Annotated in this window: 22 protein-coding genes; 7 read left to right on the forward strand and 15 right to left on the reverse strand. The window is 68.0% G+C overall.

Features of this window, described 5'->3' with window-relative positions:
* Positions 1-3 precede the first annotated feature (3 nt).
* Entirely contained in the window at positions 4-1119 is a 1116-nt protein-coding gene (gene queG / locus ACJ4V0_RS08290; protein WP_448299235.1) for a tRNA epoxyqueuosine(34) reductase QueG, read from the reverse strand.
* On the reverse strand, positions 1116-1808 hold the full coding sequence (locus ACJ4V0_RS08295) for a glutathione S-transferase family protein (protein ID WP_448299102.1): 693 nt from the start codon (positions 1806-1808) through the stop codon (positions 1116-1118). Before ACJ4V0_RS08295 ends, queG begins: the two co-directional genes overlap by 4 nt.
* A gap of 221 nt (positions 1809-2029) precedes the next feature.
* Between ACJ4V0_RS08295 and ACJ4V0_RS08300 the strand changes: the two genes are divergently transcribed.
* Positions 2030-2833: an undecaprenyl-diphosphate phosphatase gene (locus ACJ4V0_RS08300; RefSeq protein ID WP_448299103.1), complete on the forward strand. Its 804-nt coding sequence runs from the start codon at positions 2030-2032 to the stop codon at positions 2831-2833.
* A 6-nt stretch (positions 2834-2839) separates the two neighbouring features.
* Here ACJ4V0_RS08300 and ACJ4V0_RS08305 read toward each other — a convergent pair whose 3' ends face one another.
* Together ACJ4V0_RS08305 and ACJ4V0_RS08310 are read right to left on the reverse strand one after the other, a co-directional pair.
* Entirely contained in the window at positions 2840-3802 is a 963-nt protein-coding gene (locus ACJ4V0_RS08305; RefSeq protein ID WP_448299104.1) for a complex I NDUFA9 subunit family protein, read from the reverse strand.
* A gap of 98 nt (positions 3803-3900) precedes the next feature.
* The gene (locus ACJ4V0_RS08310; RefSeq protein WP_448299105.1) at positions 3901-4374 is read right to left on the reverse strand and encodes a YqaA family protein; all 474 of its coding nucleotides are present in this window, start codon (positions 4372-4374) and stop codon (positions 3901-3903) included.
* 119 nt (positions 4375-4493) lie between these two features.
* Between ACJ4V0_RS08310 and ACJ4V0_RS08315 the strand changes: the two genes are divergently transcribed.
* Together ACJ4V0_RS08315 and ACJ4V0_RS08320 are read left to right on the forward strand one after the other, a co-directional pair.
* Positions 4494-4844, forward strand: a complete 351-nt coding sequence (locus tag ACJ4V0_RS08315; protein ID WP_448299106.1) for a MarR family transcriptional regulator — start codon at positions 4494-4496, stop codon at positions 4842-4844.
* A gap of 32 nt (positions 4845-4876) precedes the next feature.
* The gene (locus ACJ4V0_RS08320; protein WP_448299107.1) at positions 4877-5749 is read left to right on the forward strand and encodes a C40 family peptidase; all 873 of its coding nucleotides are present in this window, start codon (positions 4877-4879) and stop codon (positions 5747-5749) included.
* On the opposite strand, the gene ACJ4V0_RS08325 is transcribed toward ACJ4V0_RS08320, so the two are convergent.
* The 9 genes from ACJ4V0_RS08325 to ACJ4V0_RS08365 all read right to left on the reverse strand — a co-directional run bounded on the left by ACJ4V0_RS08325 (position 5746) and on the right by ACJ4V0_RS08365 (position 15055).
* On the reverse strand, positions 5746-6423 hold the full coding sequence (locus ACJ4V0_RS08325; protein ID WP_448299108.1) for a DsbA family protein: 678 nt from the start codon (positions 6421-6423) through the stop codon (positions 5746-5748). The two genes, ACJ4V0_RS08320 and ACJ4V0_RS08325, sit on opposite strands and share 4 nt — an antisense overlap.
* 95 nt (positions 6424-6518) lie before the next feature.
* On the reverse strand, positions 6519-8612 hold the full coding sequence (locus tag ACJ4V0_RS08330) for a methyl-accepting chemotaxis protein (protein ID WP_448299109.1): 2094 nt from the start codon (positions 8610-8612) through the stop codon (positions 6519-6521).
* A 136-nt stretch (positions 8613-8748) separates the two neighbouring features.
* Positions 8749-9699: a 2-hydroxyacid dehydrogenase gene (locus ACJ4V0_RS08335; protein WP_448299110.1), complete on the reverse strand. Its 951-nt coding sequence runs from the start codon at positions 9697-9699 to the stop codon at positions 8749-8751.
* Entirely contained in the window at positions 9696-11327 is a 1632-nt protein-coding gene (locus ACJ4V0_RS08340) for an ABC transporter ATP-binding protein (RefSeq protein WP_448299111.1), read from the reverse strand. The genes ACJ4V0_RS08335 and ACJ4V0_RS08340 overlap by 4 nt, the downstream gene beginning before the upstream one ends.
* A complete protein-coding gene (locus tag ACJ4V0_RS08345; RefSeq protein ID WP_448299112.1) occupies positions 11324-11785 on the reverse strand; it encodes a type II toxin-antitoxin system VapC family toxin in 462 nt (153 codons plus the stop codon). Before ACJ4V0_RS08345 ends, ACJ4V0_RS08340 begins: the two co-directional genes overlap by 4 nt.
* Positions 11785-12045: a hypothetical protein gene (locus ACJ4V0_RS08350; RefSeq protein ID WP_448299113.1), complete on the reverse strand. Its 261-nt coding sequence runs from the start codon at positions 12043-12045 to the stop codon at positions 11785-11787. Before ACJ4V0_RS08350 ends, ACJ4V0_RS08345 begins: the two co-directional genes overlap by 1 nt.
* Positions 12046-12065: 20 nt before the next feature.
* Complete coding sequence (locus ACJ4V0_RS08355) at positions 12066-13232, reverse strand: ABC transporter permease (RefSeq protein WP_448299114.1); 1167 nt, start codon at positions 13230-13232, stop codon at positions 12066-12068.
* 1 nt (position 13233) lies between these two features.
* Positions 13234-14328, reverse strand: a complete 1095-nt coding sequence (locus tag ACJ4V0_RS08360; RefSeq protein ID WP_448299115.1) for a microcin C ABC transporter permease YejB — start codon at positions 14326-14328, stop codon at positions 13234-13236.
* 67 nt (positions 14329-14395) lie between these two features.
* Complete coding sequence (locus ACJ4V0_RS08365; RefSeq protein ID WP_448299116.1) at positions 14396-15055, reverse strand: aspartate/glutamate racemase family protein; 660 nt, start codon at positions 15053-15055, stop codon at positions 14396-14398.
* A 71-nt stretch (positions 15056-15126) separates the two neighbouring features.
* On the opposite strand from ACJ4V0_RS08365, the gene hydA reads away from it, so the two are divergent.
* Both hydA and ACJ4V0_RS08375 read left to right on the forward strand, forming a co-directional pair.
* Complete coding sequence (gene hydA, locus ACJ4V0_RS08370; protein ID WP_448299117.1) at positions 15127-16608, forward strand: dihydropyrimidinase; 1482 nt, start codon at positions 15127-15129, stop codon at positions 16606-16608.
* Positions 16609-16693: 85 nt separating this feature from the next.
* The gene (locus tag ACJ4V0_RS08375; RefSeq protein WP_448299118.1) at positions 16694-18742 is read left to right on the forward strand and encodes a M3 family metallopeptidase; all 2049 of its coding nucleotides are present in this window, start codon (positions 16694-16696) and stop codon (positions 18740-18742) included.
* 15 nt (positions 18743-18757) lie between these two features.
* On the opposite strand, the gene ACJ4V0_RS08380 is transcribed toward ACJ4V0_RS08375, so the two are convergent.
* Positions 18758-19549 carry a S1 family peptidase gene (locus ACJ4V0_RS08380; RefSeq protein ID WP_448299119.1) on the reverse strand — a complete coding sequence of 264 codons (792 nt, stop codon included), beginning with the start codon at positions 19547-19549 and terminating at the stop codon, positions 18758-18760.
* Between the two features lie 278 nt (positions 19550-19827).
* Between ACJ4V0_RS08380 and ACJ4V0_RS08385 the strand changes: the two genes are divergently transcribed.
* Positions 19828-20505, forward strand: a complete 678-nt coding sequence (locus ACJ4V0_RS08385; protein ID WP_448299120.1) for a response regulator — start codon at positions 19828-19830, stop codon at positions 20503-20505.
* 10 nt (positions 20506-20515) lie between these two features.
* Here the strand turns inward: ACJ4V0_RS08385 and ypfJ are convergent, their stop codons facing one another.
* On the reverse strand, positions 20516-21424 hold the full coding sequence (ypfJ, locus tag ACJ4V0_RS08390) for a KPN_02809 family neutral zinc metallopeptidase (RefSeq protein ID WP_448299121.1): 909 nt from the start codon (positions 21422-21424) through the stop codon (positions 20516-20518).
* A 314-nt stretch (positions 21425-21738) separates the two neighbouring features.
* Between ypfJ and ACJ4V0_RS08395 the strand changes: the two genes are divergently transcribed.
* Positions 21739-22815: a site-specific DNA-methyltransferase gene (locus tag ACJ4V0_RS08395; protein WP_448299122.1), complete on the forward strand. Its 1077-nt coding sequence runs from the start codon at positions 21739-21741 to the stop codon at positions 22813-22815.
* The last annotated feature ends 43 nt before the right edge of the window (positions 22816-22858 follow it).

Consider the following 22858-nt stretch of genomic DNA (forward strand, 5'->3'; position numbering starts at 1 on the left):
GCCTCACGCCAGCGCCGCGGCCCATTCGGCCAGTACGTCCTGATCGCCCTCGCCAACCGGGGCCTCGCGGGGCAAACGCGACGGATCAAGCTCCCGCAACGCCCAGACAGCTGCGCCGCGGACCAGCGGCGAGGGGTCGTCGAGCAGCGCCGCGGCAGTCTCGACCAATGCCCCGTCTCCGCTGTTGCCGATCGCGATCAGCACGTTGCGCAGGAAACGGTCGCGGCCGACGCGCTTCACCGGGCTCTTCGTGAACAGCGCGCGGAAGGCGGCATCGTCGAGACGGGCGAGGTCTGCGAGGGCGGGGCGCTTGAGATGCTCGCGCGCGGCGAGCTTCATCTCCCGGCCCTCGGACGCGAACTTGTTCCACGGACAGGCGGCGAGACAGTCGTCGCAGCCATAGATGCGGTTGCCAATGGCCTTGCGGAATTCGCGCGGGATCGGCCCCTTGTTCTCGATCGTGAGGTAGCTGATGCAGCGGCGGGCATCGAGGCGGTAGGGCGCGGGAAAGGCCGCGGTCGGGCAGATGTCGAGGCAGGCACGGCAGGAGCCGCAGCGGTCCTCCTCCGGCACGTCGGGCGCGATCTCCAGCGTCGTCATGATGGCGCCGAGGAAGAGCCAGGAGCCGAACCGGCGCGAGACGAGATTGGTGTGCTTGCCCTGCCAGCCGAGGCCGGCGGCAGCCGCCAGCGGCTTTTCCATCAGGGGCGCAGTGTCGACGAAGACCTTCAGCGCGCAGCCCGTCTCCTCGGCAAGCCACCGGCCCACAGCCTTGAGCCGCGCCTTGATGAGGTCATGGTAGTCGTCGCCCCGCGCATAGACGGAGATCAGCCCACAATCGCGGTCCTTCAGGCCGTCGAGCGGGTTCTCGTCGGGGCCGTAATTGACCCCGAGCATGATGATCGATCGCCCCTCCGGCCAGAGGATGCGGGGGTCGCCGCGGCGCGGCGCGCTCTCCTCCATCCAAGCCATGGAACCGTGACGGCCGGCGGCGATGGCCTCGGCCAGGCGCGCGGGCGCGTGCGGGATGGCGTCGGGCCGGGTGAAGCCGATGGCGTCGAAGCCCTCGGCCGCTGCCTTCTCCGTGATGGCGGCGCGCAGCGCGGCCGGATCGCTCAGAAGTCGAGATCGGCGTAGGTCGCGCTCGGCTGCATGCCGACCACCCGGTCGTTCAGCAGGGCGCGGAAGGACGGCCGGGACTTCACCCGCGCATACCAGTCCCTCGCGGCCGCCTCGTCGTTCCACGCAACCTCACCCAGATAGTCGACGACCGACAGATGCGCCGCCGCCGCCAGATCGGCGTAGCTCATCTGCGGTCCGGCAAGCCAGTCGTTTCGCGCCGCCAGCCAGCCGACATAGGCCAGATGATAGCGGATATTGGCGCGGGCCGCCCTCAGCACCGTGGTGTTGGGCGCCCCGCCGCCGAACTCGGCCGGAATGAAGCGCTTGTCGATCTTCTCCTCGACCAGCGGTCCGGAGACCTCCTCGAAGAACTTGCCGTGGAACCAGCGCATCAGCCGGCGCGTCTCGATGCGCTGCGTCAGCGCCTCGGGCATCAGCCGGCGGTCGGCCGGCCCCGTCTCCAGATCGTCGAGCCAGGCGGCCACGCCATCCGCCCCGACGACGCCCGGACCGTCGGCGATCTCCACCACCGGCGTCGTCGCTTCCGGATTGAGCCGGAGGAAATCCTCACGCCGCTCCCATGGCCTCGCCTCGACGAGCGCCGCCTCGATGCCCCGCTCTGCGAGGGCAAGGCGGACGAAACGCGAATGCGGACAGAAGAATCGATGATGGAGAACGAGTTCCATGCGCTCCGAACCTGAACGGGCGGCAATCGAGAGGCCCGATATGGTCTTTCCATGACATTGCGGCGGGAGGCCGGGTGAATAGCCCCCGCGCGCCGGAGAGACAACCACGCGAATTGCCCGGCTCCCTTCACCGATCGTCATGCTTAACCAAACGTGAACCTCGTCGCGCTTAAGTGGGCTGATGCCGGCCGACCGGGGCCGGTCGCGCTCTCGGGGTCGCCATGGACATCGTCAATCTCGGCAAGGCGCTGTTCCTCGGCATCGTCGAGGGCAGCACCGAGTTCATTCCGGTGTCCTCCACCGGCCACCTCATCCTGATCGGCCATTTCCTCGGCTTCCATTCGACGGGCAAGACCTTCGAGGTGCTGATCCAGCTCGGCGCGATCCTCGCCATCATGCTGGTCTATTTCTCGCGGCTGCTGGGGGTTGTGCTCTGCCTGCCGACCGATGCCTGGGCGCGCCGGTTCGTCGTCTCGGTCCTCGTCGCCTTCCTGCCCGCCGCCCTGCTCGGCGCATTGCTGCACAGCCGGATCAAGGCGCTGTTCGAGCGGCCGGACCTCGTCTGCGTCGCGCTCATCCTCGGCGGCATCGTTCTGCTCGTCGTCGACCGCCTGAAGCTGGAGCCGAAGGAGGACAATGCCTTCCGCTTCTCGCCCTGGCTGGCGTTCAGGATCGGCCTCTGGCAGTGCGCGGCGCTGTTCCCCGGCGTGTCGCGGTCGGGCGCCACCATTGTCGGCGCGCTGCTGATGGGAACGACCAAGAGGGCGGCGGCGGAATTCTCCTTCTTCCTCGCCATGCCCACCATGGCGGGCGCCTTCGCCTACGACCTCTACAAGAACTACAAGCTGCTCGACTTCTCCGATGTCGGCACCATCAGCGTCGGCTTCGTCGCGGCCTTCATCTCCGGGCTCTTCGTCGTCCGCTTCCTGCTCGACTATGTCAGCCGGCACGGCTTCATGCTCTTCGCCGTGTGGCGGATCGTGGTCGGGACGGCAGGACTGGCCGGACTCTATCTGATCCGCTGAGGGCGGTCAGCGCGCCTGTTCGGCGAACTGGCCCTGCCGGCGGAAGCGCCACAGATAGGACGGCACGATGGCCTCGACCGACTGGGGAGGGATCCCCAGCCCTTCCAGCGTGCGGCCCTCGGCCTTCGCGCTTTCGCCGACCACGTTGTCCGAGCGCAGCAGCTCGACCTGGTCGACGGTCAGCATCGGCTTCGGCAGGAGCTGGAGGAACTTCGCCTTGAGTCTGGCGAGACTGAACGACAGCGGCACGAGCAGCCGCTTGCGGCCGGTCGTTTCCAGCACGAACTCCATCAGGTCCCGGAAGCTCTTCACGGCGGGACCACCGAGCTCGTAGATGGCGCCGGGCTTCGCGCGGCCGTCGACGGCGGCCATCACAGCCTGCGCGACGTCGCCGACGAACACCGGCTGGAACTTCGTCTCGCCGCCGCCAATGAGCGGCAGGGCCGGCGACATCTGGGCAAGGCCCGCGAACCGGTTGAAGAAGTCGTCCTCGGGGCCGAAGACGATGGAGGGGCGCAGGATGACCGCGTCGGGGGCCTCCTTCAGCACCGCCGCCTCGCCCGCCGCCTTGGTCTGCGCATAGAGCGCCGGGCTTGCCGCATCGGCGCCGATGGCCGAGATGTGGATGAGGCGGGCACCGGCCTCGGCGGTGGCCTTCGCGACGGCGCTCGCGCCACGCGCCTGCACCGAATCGAACTTCTGGCGGCCAGTCTCGTAGAGGATGCCGACGCAGTTGATGACGATCTCGGCACCCGCCACGGCCTGCTTCACCGAATCCGGATAGCGCAGATTGGCCTGCACCGCATGGATCTGCCCCACCGCGCCGAGCGGCTGGAGGTGGCCGGCGAGATCGGGGCGGCGCACCGCCACGCGCACGCGAAAGCCCCGGCGCGCGAGAGCCCGGACGACGTGCCGTCCGACGAATCCCGAGCCACCGAAGACGGTGACGAGGCGGTCGTAGGTCTGCATCTGCGGGGCCCTCTCGAAATCGCGGGGAACGCGCCGTGATTAGTCGATTTCCACCATGAGGTACAGGGGCCGAAATGGCGAGCCGGGGCGCTTGCCGCTCAGCCCCACCAGGCCATCAGACCGGCCGCCGCGGCCCAGATCACCGCATAGCGCAGGGTGCGCGCGAGCCCGGTGATGACGGCGGTGGGCAGCGCCGGATAGCGCGCCATCCCCGCGACGAGCGTGATCGGATCGCCGATGACCGGCATCCAGCACAGGAGCAGCGTCGCCCATCCGTAGCGCGTGAACAGGCGGGTGGCGCGCGCAAAGCTCTCCGGCGGCAGGCGGAAGCGCCGCATCCAGCGGTGGCCGCTTTCGCTGTCCGCGCCGCGGGCGATCTGCGTGCCGATCCACCAACTCGTCATGCCGCCCGCCGTATTGGCGAGCGCGGCGACGACGAACAGCATCCAGGGCTGCGCGGAGCCGGTGGCGAGCAGGGCCAGGAAAACCGCCTCGGAACCGCCGGGAAGCAGGGTGGCGGCGGTGAAGGCGGCGAGAGCCATGGTCGTCAGCGAGGCGAATTCGGCGACCAAGCGCTCCTCCGGGTTAACCCTCGCCTCATGCCACGCCCGGGCCGGCTTGCACAGGCCGCCCGCTGCCCGTTTAATACGGCTCCGAAACGAGTTCCCCCGACCAGGATTGCGTATCGTCCATGGCCGTCGTGTTGCGCCCGTCCCAGGCGATGAAGCTGATGCACGACGTGTCGCTGGCGCTCGTGCGCGACGGTGAGCCCGATCTGTCGTCGCGCCAACTCGCCATCCTCCTGACGATCTACCTCGAGCCGCCGCCGCACCATGTGCGCGATCTCGCGCGCAAGCTCGGCGTCACCAAGCCGGTCATCACCCGGGCGCTGGACAGCATGGGCAAGCTCGAGCTCGTCACGCGCCGCCGCGACGAGAACGACCGGCGCGACGTCGTCATCCAGCGCACGGTGAAGGGCGCCCTGGCGGTGGAGCGCCTCGGCGATCTCGTCGCCGAGCACGCCGGCCTGCTACAGCCGTGAGCCGTTAACCGCCTTGTGCTAGCACTCTGCCCATGACCTTCACGCTGCCGCCCGGCTTCGACCGCCGCCTCACTCCTGCCCGTGCCGATCTTGCCGCCGCCCATTTGAAGGGCCAGGTCGAGGCCGCCCGCTATGCCGAGGGCCGGCCGATGCGCGTCGAGTTTCCCGTCGCGCCGCTGGCCCCCTCGCGGCTGATGAACGCCGCCCGCGACAGCGAATTCCTCCTCGGCGAGGAGGTGGTCGTCTATGACGAGGACGGCGGCTTCGTCTATGTCCAGTCGGACCGCGACGGCTATGTTGGCTACGCCATCGCCGGCGCCTTCCGGCCGCGACGGGCGCCGGCGACCCATCGTGTCGGCGTCATCCGCACCCATGCCTATCCCGGTCCCAGCATCAAGCTGCCGCCCACCTGGATCATGCATCGCAACAGCCGCGTCACGGTCGAGCGCTTCACCGAGGGCTTCGCCGTGACGGATACCGGCGCCCATCTGATCGCCGCACATCTCGTCCCCGTCGATCAATACGAGACGGACTTCGTCGCGGTGGCGGAGACCTATCTCGGCACGCCCTATCTGTGGGCCGGGCGCACCAGCTTCGGCATCGACTGTTCCGGCCTCGTGCAGACTTCTCTCGAGGCCTGCGGCATCGCCGTGCCGCGCGACACCGACATGCAGGAGACGGCCATCGGGGAGCTGGTCGCCTTCGATGGCGACATCGCGAACCTCGCGCGGGGCGACCTCGTCTTCTGGAAGGGCCATGTCGGCATCGTCTCCGGACCCGATGAACTCCTGCACGCCAACGGCCACCACATGATGGTGGTGAGGGAGCCGCTGTCGGGCGCCATCGCCCGCATCCGCGACAAGTCCTACGGCGAAGTGACCAGCGTCCGGCGTCTCGCACCCTAGCTGCAGACGGGCTTGTCGCAGTCGCGCACCGACGCGACGATCCGCTCCATCACGGCCCGTCCCGGCCAGCCAATCACGGCCGTGCCGGCGATGAGCCAGGACGGCGTCGCGGCGAGATTGGTCGCGTTGGCGAGACGAACGGCCTGGACGATCGTCTGGCCGGTCTCCGGGCGGTCGGCGGCCTCTTCCACGGCCTTGCGGTCGAGCCCGAGATCGGAGGCCAGTTCGAGGGCGCGGATGCCGTCGAAGACGCCGCGCACCGCCATCGAGCGCGCATGGAACTCGCGCACCTTCGCCTCCCCGCCGAGCTTCTTCACCGCATACTCCACCCGCGCCGCCTGCACCGAGGGTAGTCCGAGGCTCGGCGCATTGATCAGGCTGACGGCGAGGTCGGCGTCGGCGGCCGTCATCGCCTTCACGTCGTCCGCCGCCCGACGGCAGAAACTGCAGTTGGAATCATAGACCTCGATCAGCGTGACGTCGGCATCGGCCGAGCCCAGCGTGAAGGCGTTGTCGAGCGCCATGATCTCGCCCTGCAGTTCGACGGGCACGCGGAAGTTCTGGATGCCGCGCCCCGCGTCATCCTTCAGCGGATACCAGCCCTCCTGAGCGGTGAGCGGACCCGTCAGGGGTACGAGCCCTGCCAGCACGGCGAGGCGGCGGGTCAGCAACATGCGATGTCTCCGATATGCGAACGGCCGCACCATCGTGGAGCGGCCGTCCGGATAACAATCAAGCCTGCGTGACGGGCAGGCGGATGGCAGACGGCTCAGGCCGCCTTCACCGTCTCGATGAAGCGCGCCACCTCGCGCTGCAGGACGTCGCTCTCGCGTGACAGGGACTGGGCCGAGGAGAGCACCTGCGCGGAGGCGGAGCCCGTCTCCGCGGCGCCGCTGTTGACGCTGGCGATGTTGCCGGCGACCTCGGCCGTGCCCTGGGCCGCTTCCTGGACATTGCGGGAGATTTCCTGCGTCGCCGCGCCCTGCTCCTCCACCGCGGCGGCGATGGCGGCGGCAATGCCGGCCAGTGTGTCGATGGTCGAGCCGATCTCCCGGATGGCGGCGACCGAGTCCTGCGTTGCCGACTGCATCATGGAGATCTGCGCACCGATCTCCTCGGTCGCCTTGGCGGTCTGGGTGGCGAGCTGCTTCACCTCGGAGGCGACGACGGCGAAGCCCTTGCCGGCCTCGCCCGCGCGCGCCGCCTCGATGGTCGCGTTCAGCGCCAGCAGGTTGGTCTGCTCGGCGATGGCGGTGATCAGCTTCACCACGTCACCGATGCGCCCGGCCGCCGTGAGCAGCTCGGCGATCCGCTGGTCGGCCTTCTCGGCCTGCTTCACGGCCTCACTCGACATGCGGCTCGATTCCTCGACCTGCCGGCCGATCTCGCTCACCGAGCTCGCCATCTCCTCGGCCGCGCCGGCGACCGACTGGACGTTGGCCGAGGCCTCGTCGGAGGCAGAGGCGACGACGGTGGCCAGCGACTGCGTATTGGCCGCCGTCTTCGACAGGCTGGTGGCTGCGGATTCCAGCTCCGACGAGGCGCGCGAGACCGTCTCGACGATGCCGCCGACGGTGGCCTGGAAGGCATCGGCGAGATGCAGCATGTCGGCGCGGCGGGCTTCGGCGGCGCGCGCCTCGTTTTCGCTCCGCTCGGACCGCAGCCGCTCGGCCTCGATCATGTTGTCCTTGAAGGTCTGCATGGCGCTGGCCAGCGCCCCGATCTCGTCGCGGCGGCCGGCGAAGCGGCTCTCGACGGTCGTGTCGCCCGAGGCGAGCCGCAGCATGTTGTCCTTGATCTCGGTGAGCGGCCCGATCACGCGGCGCGACATCAGGATAAGAGCGCCGATGGCGAAGGCGAGGGCGAGGGCGAGTTCGCCCAACTGCATCGTCAGGGCGCGGAAGGCGCTCGCCTTCATCGACGCCGAATGGTCGCGCGCAGCGGCAAGCGCCGCATCGGCGACGTTGAGGATGGTGGCGAGCTTGGCCACCGCCATCGGCGACCACTGGCTGGCCGTGAAGCCCGGAGGCTGCTTGTTGATGAGCGCCGTTAGGGTCGTCATGCGTACCTTGGCGAACTCGGGATCGAGAAAGCCCGTCTGCGCCTGCTGCATCGCCGTCGCGAAGCTCGCCGGCAGCGTCAGGCTGGAGGCGAGCTGCTGCACCGCGGCCCAGGAGGTTTCCATGCGCGTGGTGAGCGTCGCGTATCCGACGAGCGGGTTCTCGGGCAGCGGCATGCCGGCGAGCGGATTGGAGATGTAGACCGAGACGTCGCCGGCCGCCTGGCGGGTGACCCAGGCGTTCTGCTTGATCTCCATGAGCTGATCGACGAAGGCGTCATCGAGCTTGATGAGCCGGGTGAGTTCACCCGAGAGTCGGTCGAGCAGGGTGATAGCCCCGTCCGTGGCATTGAAATATGCGTCGGCGATGCCGGCGGGGCGCTGCGCCTTCGGCTGGGCCATGGCCCGCGCCGTCTCCACCTGCAGTTCGGCGAGCCGGGTGATGGTCTGGTCGAGTTGCGCGGCGGCTGCCGCTGCTCCCGGATACTGGATCCCCCTGAGCGTCGCGAGTGCGGCGCGCAGCGCCGGCATCTCGGCTTCCCGGTGCGGCGCGATGGTCCGCGGGACCGTCGGGTGAACCTCCTCGAGGATCAGGGCGCGCCGTGAGTTCGACCGGTCAACACGCAGGTTGTGCAGCGCGGTGAACATGTGCGTGGTCGCGTCGACCACGGAGGCGATCCGGATCGACTTCTGATACTGGGTCCAGGAGGTCCATGCCCCCATGGAGAACTGGGCGATAAGCACCAGCGCGAAGACGGAAACGACGGTCTTCACGAGGCCGCTGACGGTCAGGCGGTTGAGCAAGGGGATTCTCCGGGGCGTCTTCGCAGGTGCAAAAACACCATCGCCGCCCAGGGTAAATGAACCCCTAAGCGCAAGCCAGAGCGAACCAAAAAAGCCAGACCCTGTCGTGCTTTACCTTCCGTAGCGGAAGTTTGTATCAATAGCCGTGCGCGGGATCGACGACGTTGACCAGCGGTTCGCCGTCCATGTGTGCCGTGATCTGGGCCGCCACATAGGCGGCGATCGCCGGCGGCGAGGAGATCGCCGAGTTGTGCGGCGTCACCGTGACGTTCGGATGCGACCAGAGCGGGCTGTCCTCTGGCAGGGGCTCCGTCTGGAACACATCGAGCACCGCGGTTCCGAGCCTGCCCGAATCCAGGGCCGCCAGGATGTCCGCCTCGTTCTGCAACCCGCCGCGACCGACATTGATCAGCACCGGCCCGCCGATGGCCTCGGCCTTCGGAAGATTGGCGAACAGCTTCGCATTGAGGATGCCGGCCGTGTCGGGGGTCAGCGGCATCATGGCGACGAGGATGTCGGAGGAAGCGACGAGCGCGGTCAGGCCCTCAGCGCCTTCATGCATGGTGACGCCCTCGACAGCCTTCGGGCGACGGCTCCAGCCCGCGACCTGGAAGCCCATCACCTTGAGCTTGGCAGCTGCATCCTGGCCGAGGACACCCATGCCGAGGAGGCCGACGCGGATGTCGCTCGCCTGCGGCTGGTCGCGCAGGTCGATCCATTTCCGCTCGCGCTGGAAGCCGTCATAGACGCGCACCCGGCGCAGGGCCATGAGGCAGTGCATGACGACATATTCGGACATGCGCGTGGTGAGGTCGGGATCGACGACGCGCACCACCGGCACGCCCTCGGGCAGGCGGCGGTCCTTGAACAGGTGATCGACGCCGGCGCCCAGCGAGAAGATGGCTTCCAGCAGCGGCAGGTCGGCGAAGGTCCCCTCCGGCTGCTTCCAGGCGGCGGCGTAGCGGACGGCGCGCCGGTCGAAGATCTCGCCCGGCAGCACCACCTGCCAGTCGGGCAGGACGTTCTGGAAACGCTCGCGCCAGGGTTCCGGGTCCCAGGCGCCGATGCCGAGAAGCAGGGTGTTCACGTCGCAGGTCTCTCGTTCGGGGTGGCGGCAAGGTCGAAGGCGGCCGCAAACAATGCCTTGGTGTAGTCGTTCTCGGGCGCCCTGAACACGCGCTCGGCGGGACCCTGCTCCACGACTTTGCCGCCCCTCATGACAATGATGTCGTCGGCAAGCGCAGATACCACCTTCAGATCGTGGGAGATGAAGAGATAGGTCAGGTTCCGCTTCGCCTGCAGGTCGCGCAGCAGGTCGACGATCTGTGCCTGCACGATGCGGTCGAGGGCGGAGGTCGGCTCGTCCAGCAGCACGAAACTCGGCTCCAGCACCATGGCGCGGGCGATGGCGATGCGCTGACGCTGGCCGCCGGAAAACTCGTGCGGGTAGCGGTGGCGCGTCTCGGGATCGATGCCGACATCTTCAAGCGCCGCGACGACGCGGGCGTCGCGCTGATCGGCCGACAGGCCGGCATGGTGGATGGCGAGGCCCTCGGCGACGATTTCGGCGACCGACATGCGCGGCGACAGCGAGCCGTAGGGGTCCTGGAAGACCACCTGCATGAAGCGCCGGTTCGGCCGCATGGCCTTGAAGTCCAGTTCCTGGATCGGGCGACCCATGAAGACGATCCGCCCCTGCGAGGAGATGAGGCGCAGCACGGCAAGGCCGAGCGTCGTCTTGCCCGAGCCGGATTCGCCGACGATGCCGAGGGTGTGGCCCTCGCGGACCTTGATCGAGATGCCGTCCACCGCCTTGATGTGCCCGACTGTGCGGCGCAGCAGTCCCCGCTTCACCGGAAACCAGACCCTGAGCTCATCGGTCTCCATGATAATGGAGGCCTCCTCGCTGGCGGTGCGGATCTCCCGCCGCGGCTCGGCGGCCATGAGCTCGATCGTGTAGGGGTCCTGCGGCCGTTCGAAGATGTCGGAGACCCTGCCCTGTTCGACGATCTTTCCTTGCCGCATGACGCAGACGCGATCTGCGAAGCGCCGGACGATGCCGAGGTCGTGGGTGATGAACAGGATTGCCATGCCGAGTTCGCGCTGCAGATCCTTCAGCAGCGCGAGGATCTGCGCCTGAACCGTTACGTCGAGGGCCGTCGTCGGTTCGTCGGCGATGAGCAGGTCCGGTTCGTTGGCGAGCGCCATGGCGATCATGACGCGCTGGCGCTGCCCGCCGGAGAGCTGGTGCGGATAGGCGTCGAGCCGGCCGGCCGGGTCGGGAATGCCGACCTTCCCGAGCAGGGCGATGGTTCTTGTGCGTGCGGCCTCGACCGACATGCCCCTGTGCAGGATCAGCGTCTCGGCCACCTGCTGCCCGATCGTGTGCAGCGGGTTCAGCGAAGTCATCGGCTCCTGGAAGATGATGGTGATGGCATTGCCGCGCACCCGCCGCATGGCCGCATCGTCGGCGGCGAGCAGATCCTCGCCCTTGAACAGGATACGACCAGAGGGGTGCGAGGCAGCGGGATAGGGCAGCAGCTTCATCACCGACAGGGCGGAGACGGACTTGCCCGAACCGCTCTCGCCGACGATGGCAACCGTCTCGCCGCGGTTCACGTCGAAGGAGATGCGGTCGACGGCCAGCGTCTCCCGACCCGCCTGCCGGAAGGCGACGGAGAGGTTCTCGACCGAGAGAAGGGGGGTGGCGTTCATGGCGTCTCGGACAGGCGTGCGATGAAATCAACGAGCATCTCGTCGAAGGGCGTTACAATGCGCAGGCCCGCCAAGGTCGGAAGCCGGGTGTCATTGGTGACGAGCCAGCCGACCTCCGCGAGTTGGGCCGTGGCGAGATGGATAGCGTCCGGCAGCTTGAGGCGGGGATGCCGTGCACGCAGTCGGGCCGCCGCCTCGAGCGTCTCCGGGTCGACGCCCCTGACGACGATTCCGGGGAAGCCGCCCCCCAGGAGATTGCGATAGCTTTGGATCGTAGCGCCCTGGCCGAAACGCAGGGGCACGACCAGCGTCTCGCTCAGCGTCAGCATGCTGGTGATCGCAGTGCAGCGTTCATCCATTGCGGCGTCGAGCAATGCACCCGCCGCACCGATCCTCTCGGCAGCGCCCTCGACCGCCATGATGAAGACGTTGGAGTCGCAATAGAAGCGACGAGCCATCAACGGCGCGACCACCGCACCGGCGGTTCGCCCTCCGCGTCGCGGATCCAGCGGACCACGTCCACAACCTCTTGCGTGCTCTCGTAGGGCTTGAATCCGGGCTGCGCGAGAATGCGCGCGCGCATCTCGGCGAGGCTCTCGCGTCGGGCCGATGGCTCCGTCTCGATGCGCAGCGTGACGTGACTGACGTCGCCAAGCTCCCTGCGGAGATCTTCCGGCAGCTGGCTTACCGGATAGTGTGGTTTGACGATCTCGTTCATGGCGCCAGCCTATCATACCCTTACGCGAAGGTCTTTCGCGGGTCGAAGGCGTCGCGCACCGCCTCGCCGACGAAGATGAGCAGCGAGAGCATCACCGCCACCGTGCAGAAGCCCGTAAGCGCCAGCCAGGGGGCCTGCAGGTTCGACTTTCCCTGCTGCAGCAGTTCGCCGAGCGAGGGCGATCCCACCGGCAGGCCGAAGCCGAGGAAGTCGAGGGCCGTCAGCGTCATGACGCTGCCAGACAGCACGAAGGGCATGAAGGTGATGGTCGCCACCATGGCATTGGGCAGGAGGTGGCGGACCATGATGGTGGAGGAGGCGACGCCCAGCGCCCGGGCGGCGTTGACGTACTCGAAATTGCGGGCGCGCAGGAATTCCGCGCGCACCACGTTGACCAGCGTCACCCACGAGAACAACAGCAGGATGCCGAGAAGAACGAAGAAGCTCGGCGCCAGCACCGAGGAGATGATGAGCAGGAGATAGAGCGAGGGGATGGCCGTCCAGATCTCGATGAAGCGCTGGAACAGGAGGTCGGTCTTGCCGCCGGAATAGCCCTGCACGGCGCCGGCGGCGATGCCGACCACCGATGAGATGACGGTCAGGGTCAGGCCGAACAGCACGGAGATGCGGAATCCGTAGATGACGCGGGCCAGCACGTCGCGGCCCTGGTCGTCGGTGCCGAGCCAGTTCCAGTTGCCTAGCTGGCAATAGCTCGACCCTTGCGGCCGCTCGCCGCGGGGCTTCGCCTCGGCCGCCGCGCAATCCGGCAGCCTTTCGCGCTGCGCCCAGGTTGGCGCCGAGGGAAAGGGCGTCACCGGGTCCTTCACGGTGGAGGCATAGTTGTGCCGGACCAGCGGCCAGACGATGAAGGCGCGCTTTTCGTCGAAGTGGTCGAGCAGGAACGGGTCCTTGTAGTCGGCCGGGGTCTCGAACTCGCCGCCGAGCTGCTTCTCCGAATAGTTGACCAGCGCTGGAAAGAAGTTCTGCCCCTCGATGCGGATGAAGAGCGGGCGGTCGTTGGCGATCAGCTCGGCGAACAGCGTCACCACGAACAGGATCATGAAGAGACGCAGGCTCCACACGCCGCGCCGGTTGCCCCGGAAATTGGCGAGGCGGCGCTGGTTGAGCGGGGACAGGAAAGGCCGCGTCGGGACGGCGGCGGCCTGACGCAGGGCGGCGGCGCTCATGTCAGACCTCCCGCGCCTCGAAGTCGATGCGCGGATCGACCCAGGTGTACATGAGGTCGGAGATGAGGTTCACGACGAGCCCGACGAGGGAAAAGATGAAGAGGGTGGCGAAGACCACCGGATAGTCACGGTTGAGCACGCTCTCGAAGCCGAGCAGGCCGAGCCCGTCGAGCGAGAAGATCGTCTCGATCAGCAGCGATCCCGTGAAGAAGGCATGCACGAAGGCCCCGGGAAATCCGGCGATGACGATGAGCATCGCATTGCGGAAGACGTGTCCGTAGAGCACCTGGTTCTCGTCGAGCCCCTTGGCGCGGGCCGTCATCACGTACTGCTTGCGGATCTCGTCGAGGAACGAATTCTTAGTCAGCAGCGTGATGGTGGCGAAGGCGCCGAGCGCCATGGCGGTGAGCGGCAGGGCGAGGTGCCAGAGATAGTCGACGATCTTCTGGCCGGACGACAGCTCTGCCCAGTTGTCCGACCACAGGCCGCGCAGCGGGAACCAGTCGAGGAACGATCCGCCCGCGAACAGCACGATCAGGAGGATGGCGAACAGGAAGCCGGGGATCGCATAGCCGACCACGATGACCGCCGAGGTCCAGACGTCGAAGCGCGAGCCGTCCTGCATCGCCTTGCGGATGCCGAGCGGGATGGAGACGACATAGGTCAGGAGCGTCAGCCAGAGACCGAGCGAGATCGACACGGGCAGCTTCTCGCCGATGAGCTGAAGCACCGAGACGTCACGGAAGTAGCTCTTGCCGAAATCGAAGCGGGCATAGTTCCAGATCATCAGCAGGAAACGCTCGTGCGCCGGCTTGTCGAAGCCGAACTGCTTCTCAAGCTGGGCGATGAACTGCGGGTCGAGGCCCTGCGCGCCGCGATAGGCGCTGTTGGCGGCCTCGGCCGCACTGGCCTGCGCCGCATCCGCCCCGCCGCCGGAGACCCGCTGCGTCGCCGAAACGTCATTGCCGGTGAGCTGCGCAATGACGCGCTCCACCGGTCCGCCGGGCGCGAACTGGATGACGAGGAAAGAGATCAGCATGATCCCGAGGATGGTCGGGATCATGAGCAGGATGCGCCGGATGATGTAGGTCAGCATGGCGGCAGGTTCGGTGCGTCGGAGTCCCGCGTCAATAGCGGGGCGTCGTCGCAGCGGCCCGGAGCGTTCAACTCACCGCCAGCGTGCCGATGGCCATGGTCACCGCCGCCTGTGTCGGGTCGATCACCGGAATGCCGAGGGCCTCCTCAAGCGGCTTCCGGTGCCGCGCCATGCCGGCGCAGCCCATGACGATGGCGCCGGCGCCGTCGAGGTCCTTGAGCTCGCGGCCGATGGTGATCATGCGGGCGAGCGTCCCGTCGCCCGACGCGGTTTCAGCGACCGACATCTCCAGCGCCCGCTCGCCGGCGAGCCGCTCCATCAGCCCCATCTGGCGGAGATAGCGGATGTGGCGCGGGATGGAGCGCGACTTGATGGCGATGACACCGAAGCGGTCGGCGCGGGCGAGCGCCGTCAGCACGCCGGACTCGGCGATGCCGAACACCGGCCGGTTCGTGCCCTCGCGGGCGACGTAGAGGCCGGGGTCCGAATAGCAGGCGATGATGAAGGCGTCGGCATCGTTCGTCGCCTCGACCTTGCGGCGAAGCGGCAGGGTGACGCTTTCGACATGCTCCTGCGTCTCGATGCCGAAGGGCCCCTCGGAAAGCGTCTCGCAGACGATCTCAGGGCCGTCGGCAAAGCTCAGCGGCTTCACCGCCTGGCGCAGGCCTTCGGTCACCGCTTCATTGGAATTGGGGTTGATGACGAGGATACGGGGTCTGCGTGACATGAGGTTCCGCTTCGGCTCGGGGTCGGTCTATTGTCGGGCCGGAATTCCTCCCCGTCCAGCCGGAGCGCCACATGCCTGCCACCCCCTTCGACGTCGTGATCCGCGGTGGAACCGTGGGGTCGGCGAGCGGCAGCTTTGCCGCGGATGTCGGCATCAGGGACGGAAAGGTCGCGGCCCTCGGCATCGGCCTCGGAACTGGTGCCCGCGAGATCGACGCGACGGGCAAGCTGGTCCTGCCCGGCGGCATCGACAGCCACACCCACATCGAGCAGGTCTCGGCGGGCGGGCTGCTCAATGCCGACACCTTCGAGAGCGCCACGACCTCGGCGGCTTTCGGCGGCAATACAACGGTCATCTCCTTCGCCGCGCAGCACCGCGGCAAGGACCTGCGCAAGGTTGTCGACGACTATTCGGTCCTGGCGGCGCGCGGCTCGCTGATCGACTACGCCTTCCACCTCATCGTCGCCAATCCGGACGAGAAGACCATTGCCAAGGACCTTCCCGAGCTCATCGGCGAGGGCCACGCCTCCGTGAAGATCTTCATGACCTACGACCTCATCAAGGTCGACGACGAACCCCTGCTCGACGTGCTGCTGACCGCCCGCGAGAACGGCGCGCTCGTCTGCGTCCATGCCGAGAACCACGGCATGATCTCCTGGATGGGCAAGCGTCTGGTAAAGAAGGGCTATGTCGCGCCGAAATACCACGCCATCAGCCATCCGCGCGGCTCGGAGGCCGAGGCCTTCACCCGCCTGATCGCGCTCTCCGCGCTGATCGACCAGCCGATCATGATCTTCCACGTCTCGACGGCGGAAGGGGCGCGGGTCATTCGCGACGCCCGGGCGCAGGGGCTCAAGGTCTTCGCCGAGACCTGCCCGCAATACCTGTTCATGACGAAGCAGGACCTCGACAAGCCCGGCATGGAGGGCGCGAAATGGATGTGCTCGCCGCCGCCCCGCGAGACCGAGGACCAGGACGCCCTGTGGCGGGCGTTGGCGCTCGGCGACCTGCAGACGGTGACCTCGGACCACGCCCCCTACCGCTTCGACGAGACGGGCAAGCTCGCGGCCGGCCCCGACTCCAGTTTCAAGGCCATCGCCAACGGCCTGCCGGGCCTCGAGGTGCGCCTGCCGCTCATGTTCGACGCCATGGTCTCACAAGGGCGCCCGGAGTTTTCCGGCCGCGGCCTCGAGGCCTTCGTCAGCCTGACCGCGACACAGCCGGCCTCCATCTACAACCTGCCGGGCAAGGGCCAGATCGCGCCCGGCTTCGACGCCGATATCGCCATCTGGGACCCGCAGAAGACCGTCACGATCACCGACGCGCTGATGCATGACCTCACCGGCTACACGCCCTTCGCCGGCCGCACCGTGAAGGGCTGGCCGGAGACGGTGATGGTGCGCGGCGAGGAAGTGGTGGCTGGCGGGGCGCTCGCCGGCAAACCGGGCGCGGGGCGCTGGCTGAAGCGCACGGGAGGCTGGGCGGCCGAGCCGACCGGCAGGCTGACCGCCGACATGGACCCGGCGCGGAATTTCGGCGCGAAGGTGCTCTAGCGGCATCGGGACACCCTTCACGAAGGGTTGAGGACACCCCGCCCGCGGACTTGCCGCGCCATCGCCGCACCGCCACATTGTGACCATGACCCAGAGCACCGACAACCCCTTCTTCCGCCCCTGGACCACGCCGTTCGGGATCGCCCCTTTCACCGAGATCACGATCGACGACTATCGACCTGCCTTCGAGCGGGCGCTGGCGGAGCACCGCGCCGAGGTCGAGGCCATCGCCACCAATCCGGATGCGCCCACCTTCGCCAACACGATCGACGCGCTGGAAACCGGCGGCCACGCCCTCGACCGACTCTGCGGTGTGTTCTTCAATCTCGCCGGCTCGGATGCGACGGAGGCGATCCAGGCGATCCAGCGCGACATGGCGCCGGTCCTGACGCAGCATTCCAACGCCATCACGCTGGATGCCCGGCTCTTCGCCCGCATCCGCGCGCTCCACGAGCGGCGCGACCATCTTCATCTGACCACCGAGCGGATGCGGGTGCTGGAGAAGACCTACAAGAATTTCGTCCGCGGCGGCGCCGCTCTCGACGAGGCCGGCAAGGAGCGGATGCGGGCGGTGACGGAGCGTCTCGCCACGCTCGGCACGGCCTTCGGCCAGAACGTCCTGAAGGACGAATCCACCTGGACGATGGATCTGTCCGAGGCCGACGTCGCCGGCCTGCCGGACTTCCTCAAATCGTCGCTCGCCCAGACCGCAAAGGATCGCGGCCGCGAGGGCTACGTCATGACCCTCGGCCGGTCCATGGTCGAACCCTTCCTGACGCTGTCGCCGCGGCGCGACCTGCGCGAGACGATCTTCAGGGCCTGGGTGAAGCGCGGCGAAATGGGCGGGGCGACCGATAACACCGCCATCGTCGCCGAGACCGTGAAACTGCGGATCGAGCGGGCGAAGCTGCTCGGCTATCCGACCTTCGCCGCGTTCAAGCTCGACGAGACCATGGCGAAGACACCGGAAGCGGTGCGCGCCCTGCTGGAGCGTGTCTGGAGCCGCGCCGTGGTGCGGGCCGGCGAGGAGCGCGAGGACCTCGCGGCCATCGCCCGCGAAGACGGCATGAACGAAGCCATCCAGCCCTGGGACTGGCGCTACTACGCCGAGAAGGTGCGCCAGCGCCGCTATGCCATCGACGAGGCGGCGCTGAAGCCCTATTTCCAGCTCGACCGCATCATCGAGGCCGCCTTCGACGTGGCGACCAAGCTGTTCGGCGTCACCTTCCGCCGCCGCGACGATGTTCCCGTCTATCACCCTGATGTGCGGGCCTATGAGGTGCTGCGCGACGGCGAGTATGTCGGCCTGTTCCTCGGCGACTATTTCGCCCGCTCCACCAAGCGCTCGGGCGCCTGGATGAGCGCCTTCCGCAGCCAGGAGAACCTGTCGGGACCGGTGCGGCCGATCATCGTCAACGTGATGAATTTCGCCAAGCCTCCCGAGGGCAAGCCGGCACTGCTCTCCTTCGACGATGCGCGCACGCTGTTCCACGAATTCGGCCACGGCCTGCACGGCCTCCTGTCCGACGTCACCTATCCGCTGCTCTCTGGCACGTCGGTGGCGCGCGACTTCGTCGAGTTCCCCTCCCAGATCTACGAGCACTGGCTGGAGCGCCCCGAAGTCCTGTCGAAATTCGCCATCCACGCCGAGACCGGCGAGGCCATGCCGAAGGCGCTGATCGACAAGCTCATCGCCGCGCGGACCTTCAACCAGGGCTTCGCTACGGTCGAATACGTCTCCTCGGCGCTGGTCGACCTCGCCTTCCACTCCCTTGACGCGGCCGACGGCATCGATCCCGTCGCCTTCGAGACCGGGGAGTTGAAGCGCATCGGCATGCCGGAGAGCCTCGTCATGCGCCACCGCACGCCCCACTTCGCCCATGTCTTCTCGGGCGACGGCTACTCGGCGGGCTACTACAGCTACATGTGGTCGGAGGTGCTCGACGCCGACGGCTTCTCGGCTTTCGAGGAGACCGGCGATCCCTTCGACCCGAAGCTCGCCGAACGGCTCGGTCGCTATATCTATGCGGCCGGCAACAGCCGCGATCCGATGGAGGCCTATGTCGCCTTCCGCGGGCGCGAGCCCGACCCGCAGGCGCTGCTGGTCAAGCGGGGCCTTGCGACGGCGGCCTGACGCAGGGGTCCTGTCCTACTGGCGCATTTCCACGGCGCCGCCGAGCGGGGCGTTCCAGCCGGCGGCGGTCTGGCGGATCCACGAGACATAGTCGCGCACCGGCACGTAGATCGGCGTCGAGGTGCATTCGCGCCCGGGATCCGTGGTGCCGCCCTTCAGGATGCCGACCACGGTGAAGGTGCGGCCGGTCCGCCGATAGACCGGTCCGCCCGAATCGCCGACGCACATGCCCGGCCGCTGCTGGCTCTCGTCGCCGGCAAGGCCGGCAAAACCCCGCCCGACGACGCTCGGCTGGGCCGTGCGCATCAGCGCCTCGCGCAGCACGCCGTCGCGGGAGCGCGAGCGTTCCGTCGAGCCGAAGCCGGCGATGATCAGCTCCTCGCCGGTCGGCGCGCCACCGAACCAGGACACCCCCCAGCCGCCTGCGGGAAGGCTCGCAGAACCCGTATCGGCGCCGAAGGGCCGCGCCACCTGGATCAGGCCGACATCGTCGGAGGCAAAGCCGTGGGCCGGATCGAAGCCCGGATGGGCCGCCGTGCGGGCGACGCCGACGGCGTGGCGGCGGAAACCGCGGTCGAGATAGCGTACGCGATAGCGTCCGCGCGCGGAGACGCAGTGGCCGGCCGTGAGAACGAGGTCAGGGCCGACGATGGCGCCGGTGCAGATGCCCTCGGGAGTTTCGATCAGCACGGTGGAGCGCCGGGTGCCGTTGGGATCGCGCGCCGGCTCACCGCGCATGACGGCGAGGGCCTCGCCGGCCGACGCCAGCACCGCCGCCACCGCCAGTCCACACAGGGCCTGCCGCATCAATCCGCGCCGCACCATGCATCACCTCTCGCACCACGCATTCGACGCCCCCGAAGGCCTGTGACGACTAACAGAGACCCGTGCCGCCGACCTGTCAATCGCACCCGACCCCGCCCGCAACGGCTACACGGATGGCGATGCGCCGCCGCCACGGCATCGTTCCCCCGACATTCGGCGCGATATTCCGGTGCGGCCTTGTCTTGTCCGCCGCAAGGCGCGACAATTCGCCGGATCGGCACGCAAGAATGCCGCACGAGGGGAAACAAGAAGGAAGCGGCGTGGACAGCGCATCGGCCACCTATCGCATCGTCATCGCTGACGACCATCCGCTGTTTCGCGGGGCCTTGCGCGAGGCCATCGTCGGCCTGCCGTGCCATCTGTCCATCGCCGAGGCGGGGTCCTTCGCCGAGATGTCGGAGATCGTCGGCGCCGAGGGCGATGTCGACCTCGTGCTGCTCGACCTCGCCATGCCTGGCGTGAAGGGCTTTTCAGGCCTCATGTATCTTCGCGCCCAGCACCCCGGTGTACCCGTGGTGATCGTCTCGGCCACCGAGGACCCGGACGTCATCCGGCGCTGCTTCGAGTTCGGCGCCTCCGGCTTCATCCGCAAGACGCTCGGCACCGAGGAGATGCGGCAGGCGGTGCAGATGGTCCTCGACGGCGGCAGCTACGTGCCGCCCGACGTCGACCTGTCGAAGAGCCAGGATTCGGAGAGCGCCAAGCTCGCGGCGAGGCTCGCGAGCCTCACGCCGCAGCAGGTGCGCGTGCTGATGATGCTGTCGGAGGGGCTGCTCAACAAGCAGATCGCCTATGAGCTCACCGTCTCCGAGGCGACGGTGAAGGCCCATGTCTCCGCCATCCTCACCAAGCTCGGCGTCGACAGCCGCACCCAGGCGGTGATCGCCGCCTCGAAGATCGCGGCGGAAGGCTGGCCGGGGCAGGCGCTCAACGGGTGAGGGTCCTGCCTCACAGCTCCCGCGCCTGGAACGTGTTGCAGGTCGACACCTGCCCGCTCCGCAGGCCCGTCATAAACCAGCGCTGGCGTTGGGCCGACGAGCCGTGGGTGAAGCTGTCGGGCACGACATAGCCCTGGCTGCGTCGCTGCAGCATGTCGTCGCCGATGGCCGAAGCGGCCTGCATCGCCTGCCGGACGTCGGCCTCGTCGATGAAGCGATACTGCTGCTGGGTATGGTAGGCCCAGACGCCGGCGAAGCAGTCGGCCTGGAGTTCGACGCGCACCTGCAGCGCATTGCTCTCGCGCTCGCTGCCCGCCGCGCGCTGGGCCTGCTGCACGCGGGTGAGCACGCCCATCTGGTTCTGCACGTGGTGGCCCACCTCGTGCGCGACGACATAGGCATAGGCGAAGCGGCAGGCGGTGTCGCCGCCGCTGCAGCCGCGGAACTTCGTCGCCAGTTCCTGGAAGAAGGCGGTGTCGAGATAGACCTTGTTGTCGTTCGGGCAATAGAAGGGTCCCATCTCCGACTGCGCCGCGCCACAGCCCGAGCGCGTCCGGCCGGCGAACATGACGAGGCCCGGGACCTGGTAGCGGCGTCCCGCCTCTTGGAAGATCTTCTGCCAGGCATCCTCGGTGGAGCCGAGAACGGCGGCGACGAAATCGCCCATCTGGTCGGTCGGGCGGCCGCCCTGGCGGGTGGGAGCCTGCTGCTCGATCTGGCGCTGGCTGCCGCGGGTCACAGCCTCGTAGCCGCCGACGAGGACCGCCGGGTTGATGCCGGTGACGTAGGAGATGATGCCGACGACGATCATGCCGCCGATGCCGATGCCGGCGGCGCCGCCGGGAACGCGGCCCCCTCCGCCACCTCCGCCGCGGCGGTCCTCGATGTTCTCCGAACGACGCAGATCTTCCCAACGCATGGCGAACCAACCCTCTGATCCCGGCGATCATGCCGCTGCGATACGGCAGGTGCAACTCCCGAAGCGCCAAAGGGTTTCAGGCAGATCTTCGGATTGCGGGACGCCGCGTTTACGTTTCGGTCACAGAATAAATTCGAAGTTTACGCGGGCGCTTAAGCAACCCTTTACCCTGCCCGGCCAATCTCGCGGGGCGTTGCGACACGATTGTTTTGCGTACCGAGTGCCGCCTGATGCTGTTGACGTCGAACGGAACTGCCCGATCTGGTGACCGCGTACGGGCGGTCCGTTCGCCTTCGATCGTGCCCGAGCAGGGCATGGGTCTGGGAGGCCGCATCATCCTCGGCGACTGTGTCGCCGCGCTGAACGACCTGCCGGCGGGCTCCGTCGACATGGTCTTCGCCGACCCGCCCTACAACCTCCAGCTTCAGGGCGAACTGCACCGCCCGGATGACAGCCGCGTCGATGCGGTCACCGACGACTGGGACCAGTTCGAGAGCTTTGCCGCCTACGACGCCTTCACCCGCGCCTGGCTGACCGCCGCCCGGCGGGTGCTGAAGCCGGATGGCTCGCTCTGGGTGATCGGCTCCTACCACAACATCTTCCGCGTCGGTACGGCGCTGCAGGACCTCGGCTTCTGGGTTCTGAACGACGTCATCTGGCGCAAGGCGAACCCGATGCCGAACTTCCGCGGCCGCCGGTTCACCAATGCCCACGAGACGCTGATCTGGGCCTCGCGCGACGCCAAGGCCCGCTACACCTTCAACTACGAGGCGCTGAAGGCCGGCAACGAGGATGTCCAGGTCCGCTCGGACTGGTTCATCCCGCTCTGCACCGGCGAGGAACGCCTCAAGGACGGCGCGGGTCGCAAGGTTCACCCGACACAGAAGCCCGAGGCGCTCATCGCCCGCGTGCTGCTCGCCTCGTCCAGACCCGGGGACGTCGTCCTCGATCCGTTCTTCGGCTCCGGGACCACCGGGGCCGTCGCAAAGCGCCTCGGCCGCCGGTTCATCGGGATCGAACGCGATCCTGCCTATGCCGGAGCGGCCGAGGCGCGCATCTCTTCGGTGGAACCGCTGGCGGAAGCCTCGCTCGCCGCCTTCACGACGGCCCGCGAGGCGCCGCGCGTCGCCTTCGCCTCGCTGATCGAGCGCGGCATGATCGCCCCCGGCACTGTGCTGACCGACGAGAAGCGCCGCTTTGAGGCTATCGTGAGGGCCGACGGCGCGCTGATGGTGGGTCCGCAGGTTGGCTCGATCCACAAGATCGGCGCGCTGGTCCAGGGCGCCCAGGCCTGCAACGGCTGGACCTTCTGGCACCTCAACGACAACGGCCGCCTGTCGCCGATCGACGCCTTGCGCGCGCGCATCCGCGAGGAGATGGGCGTCGCCTGACGCCTCGGCCGCGGCCTCGCGGCAAGGTTGTTCCGAACCGACA

Source organism: Phreatobacter aquiterrae, assembly GCF_053471285.1.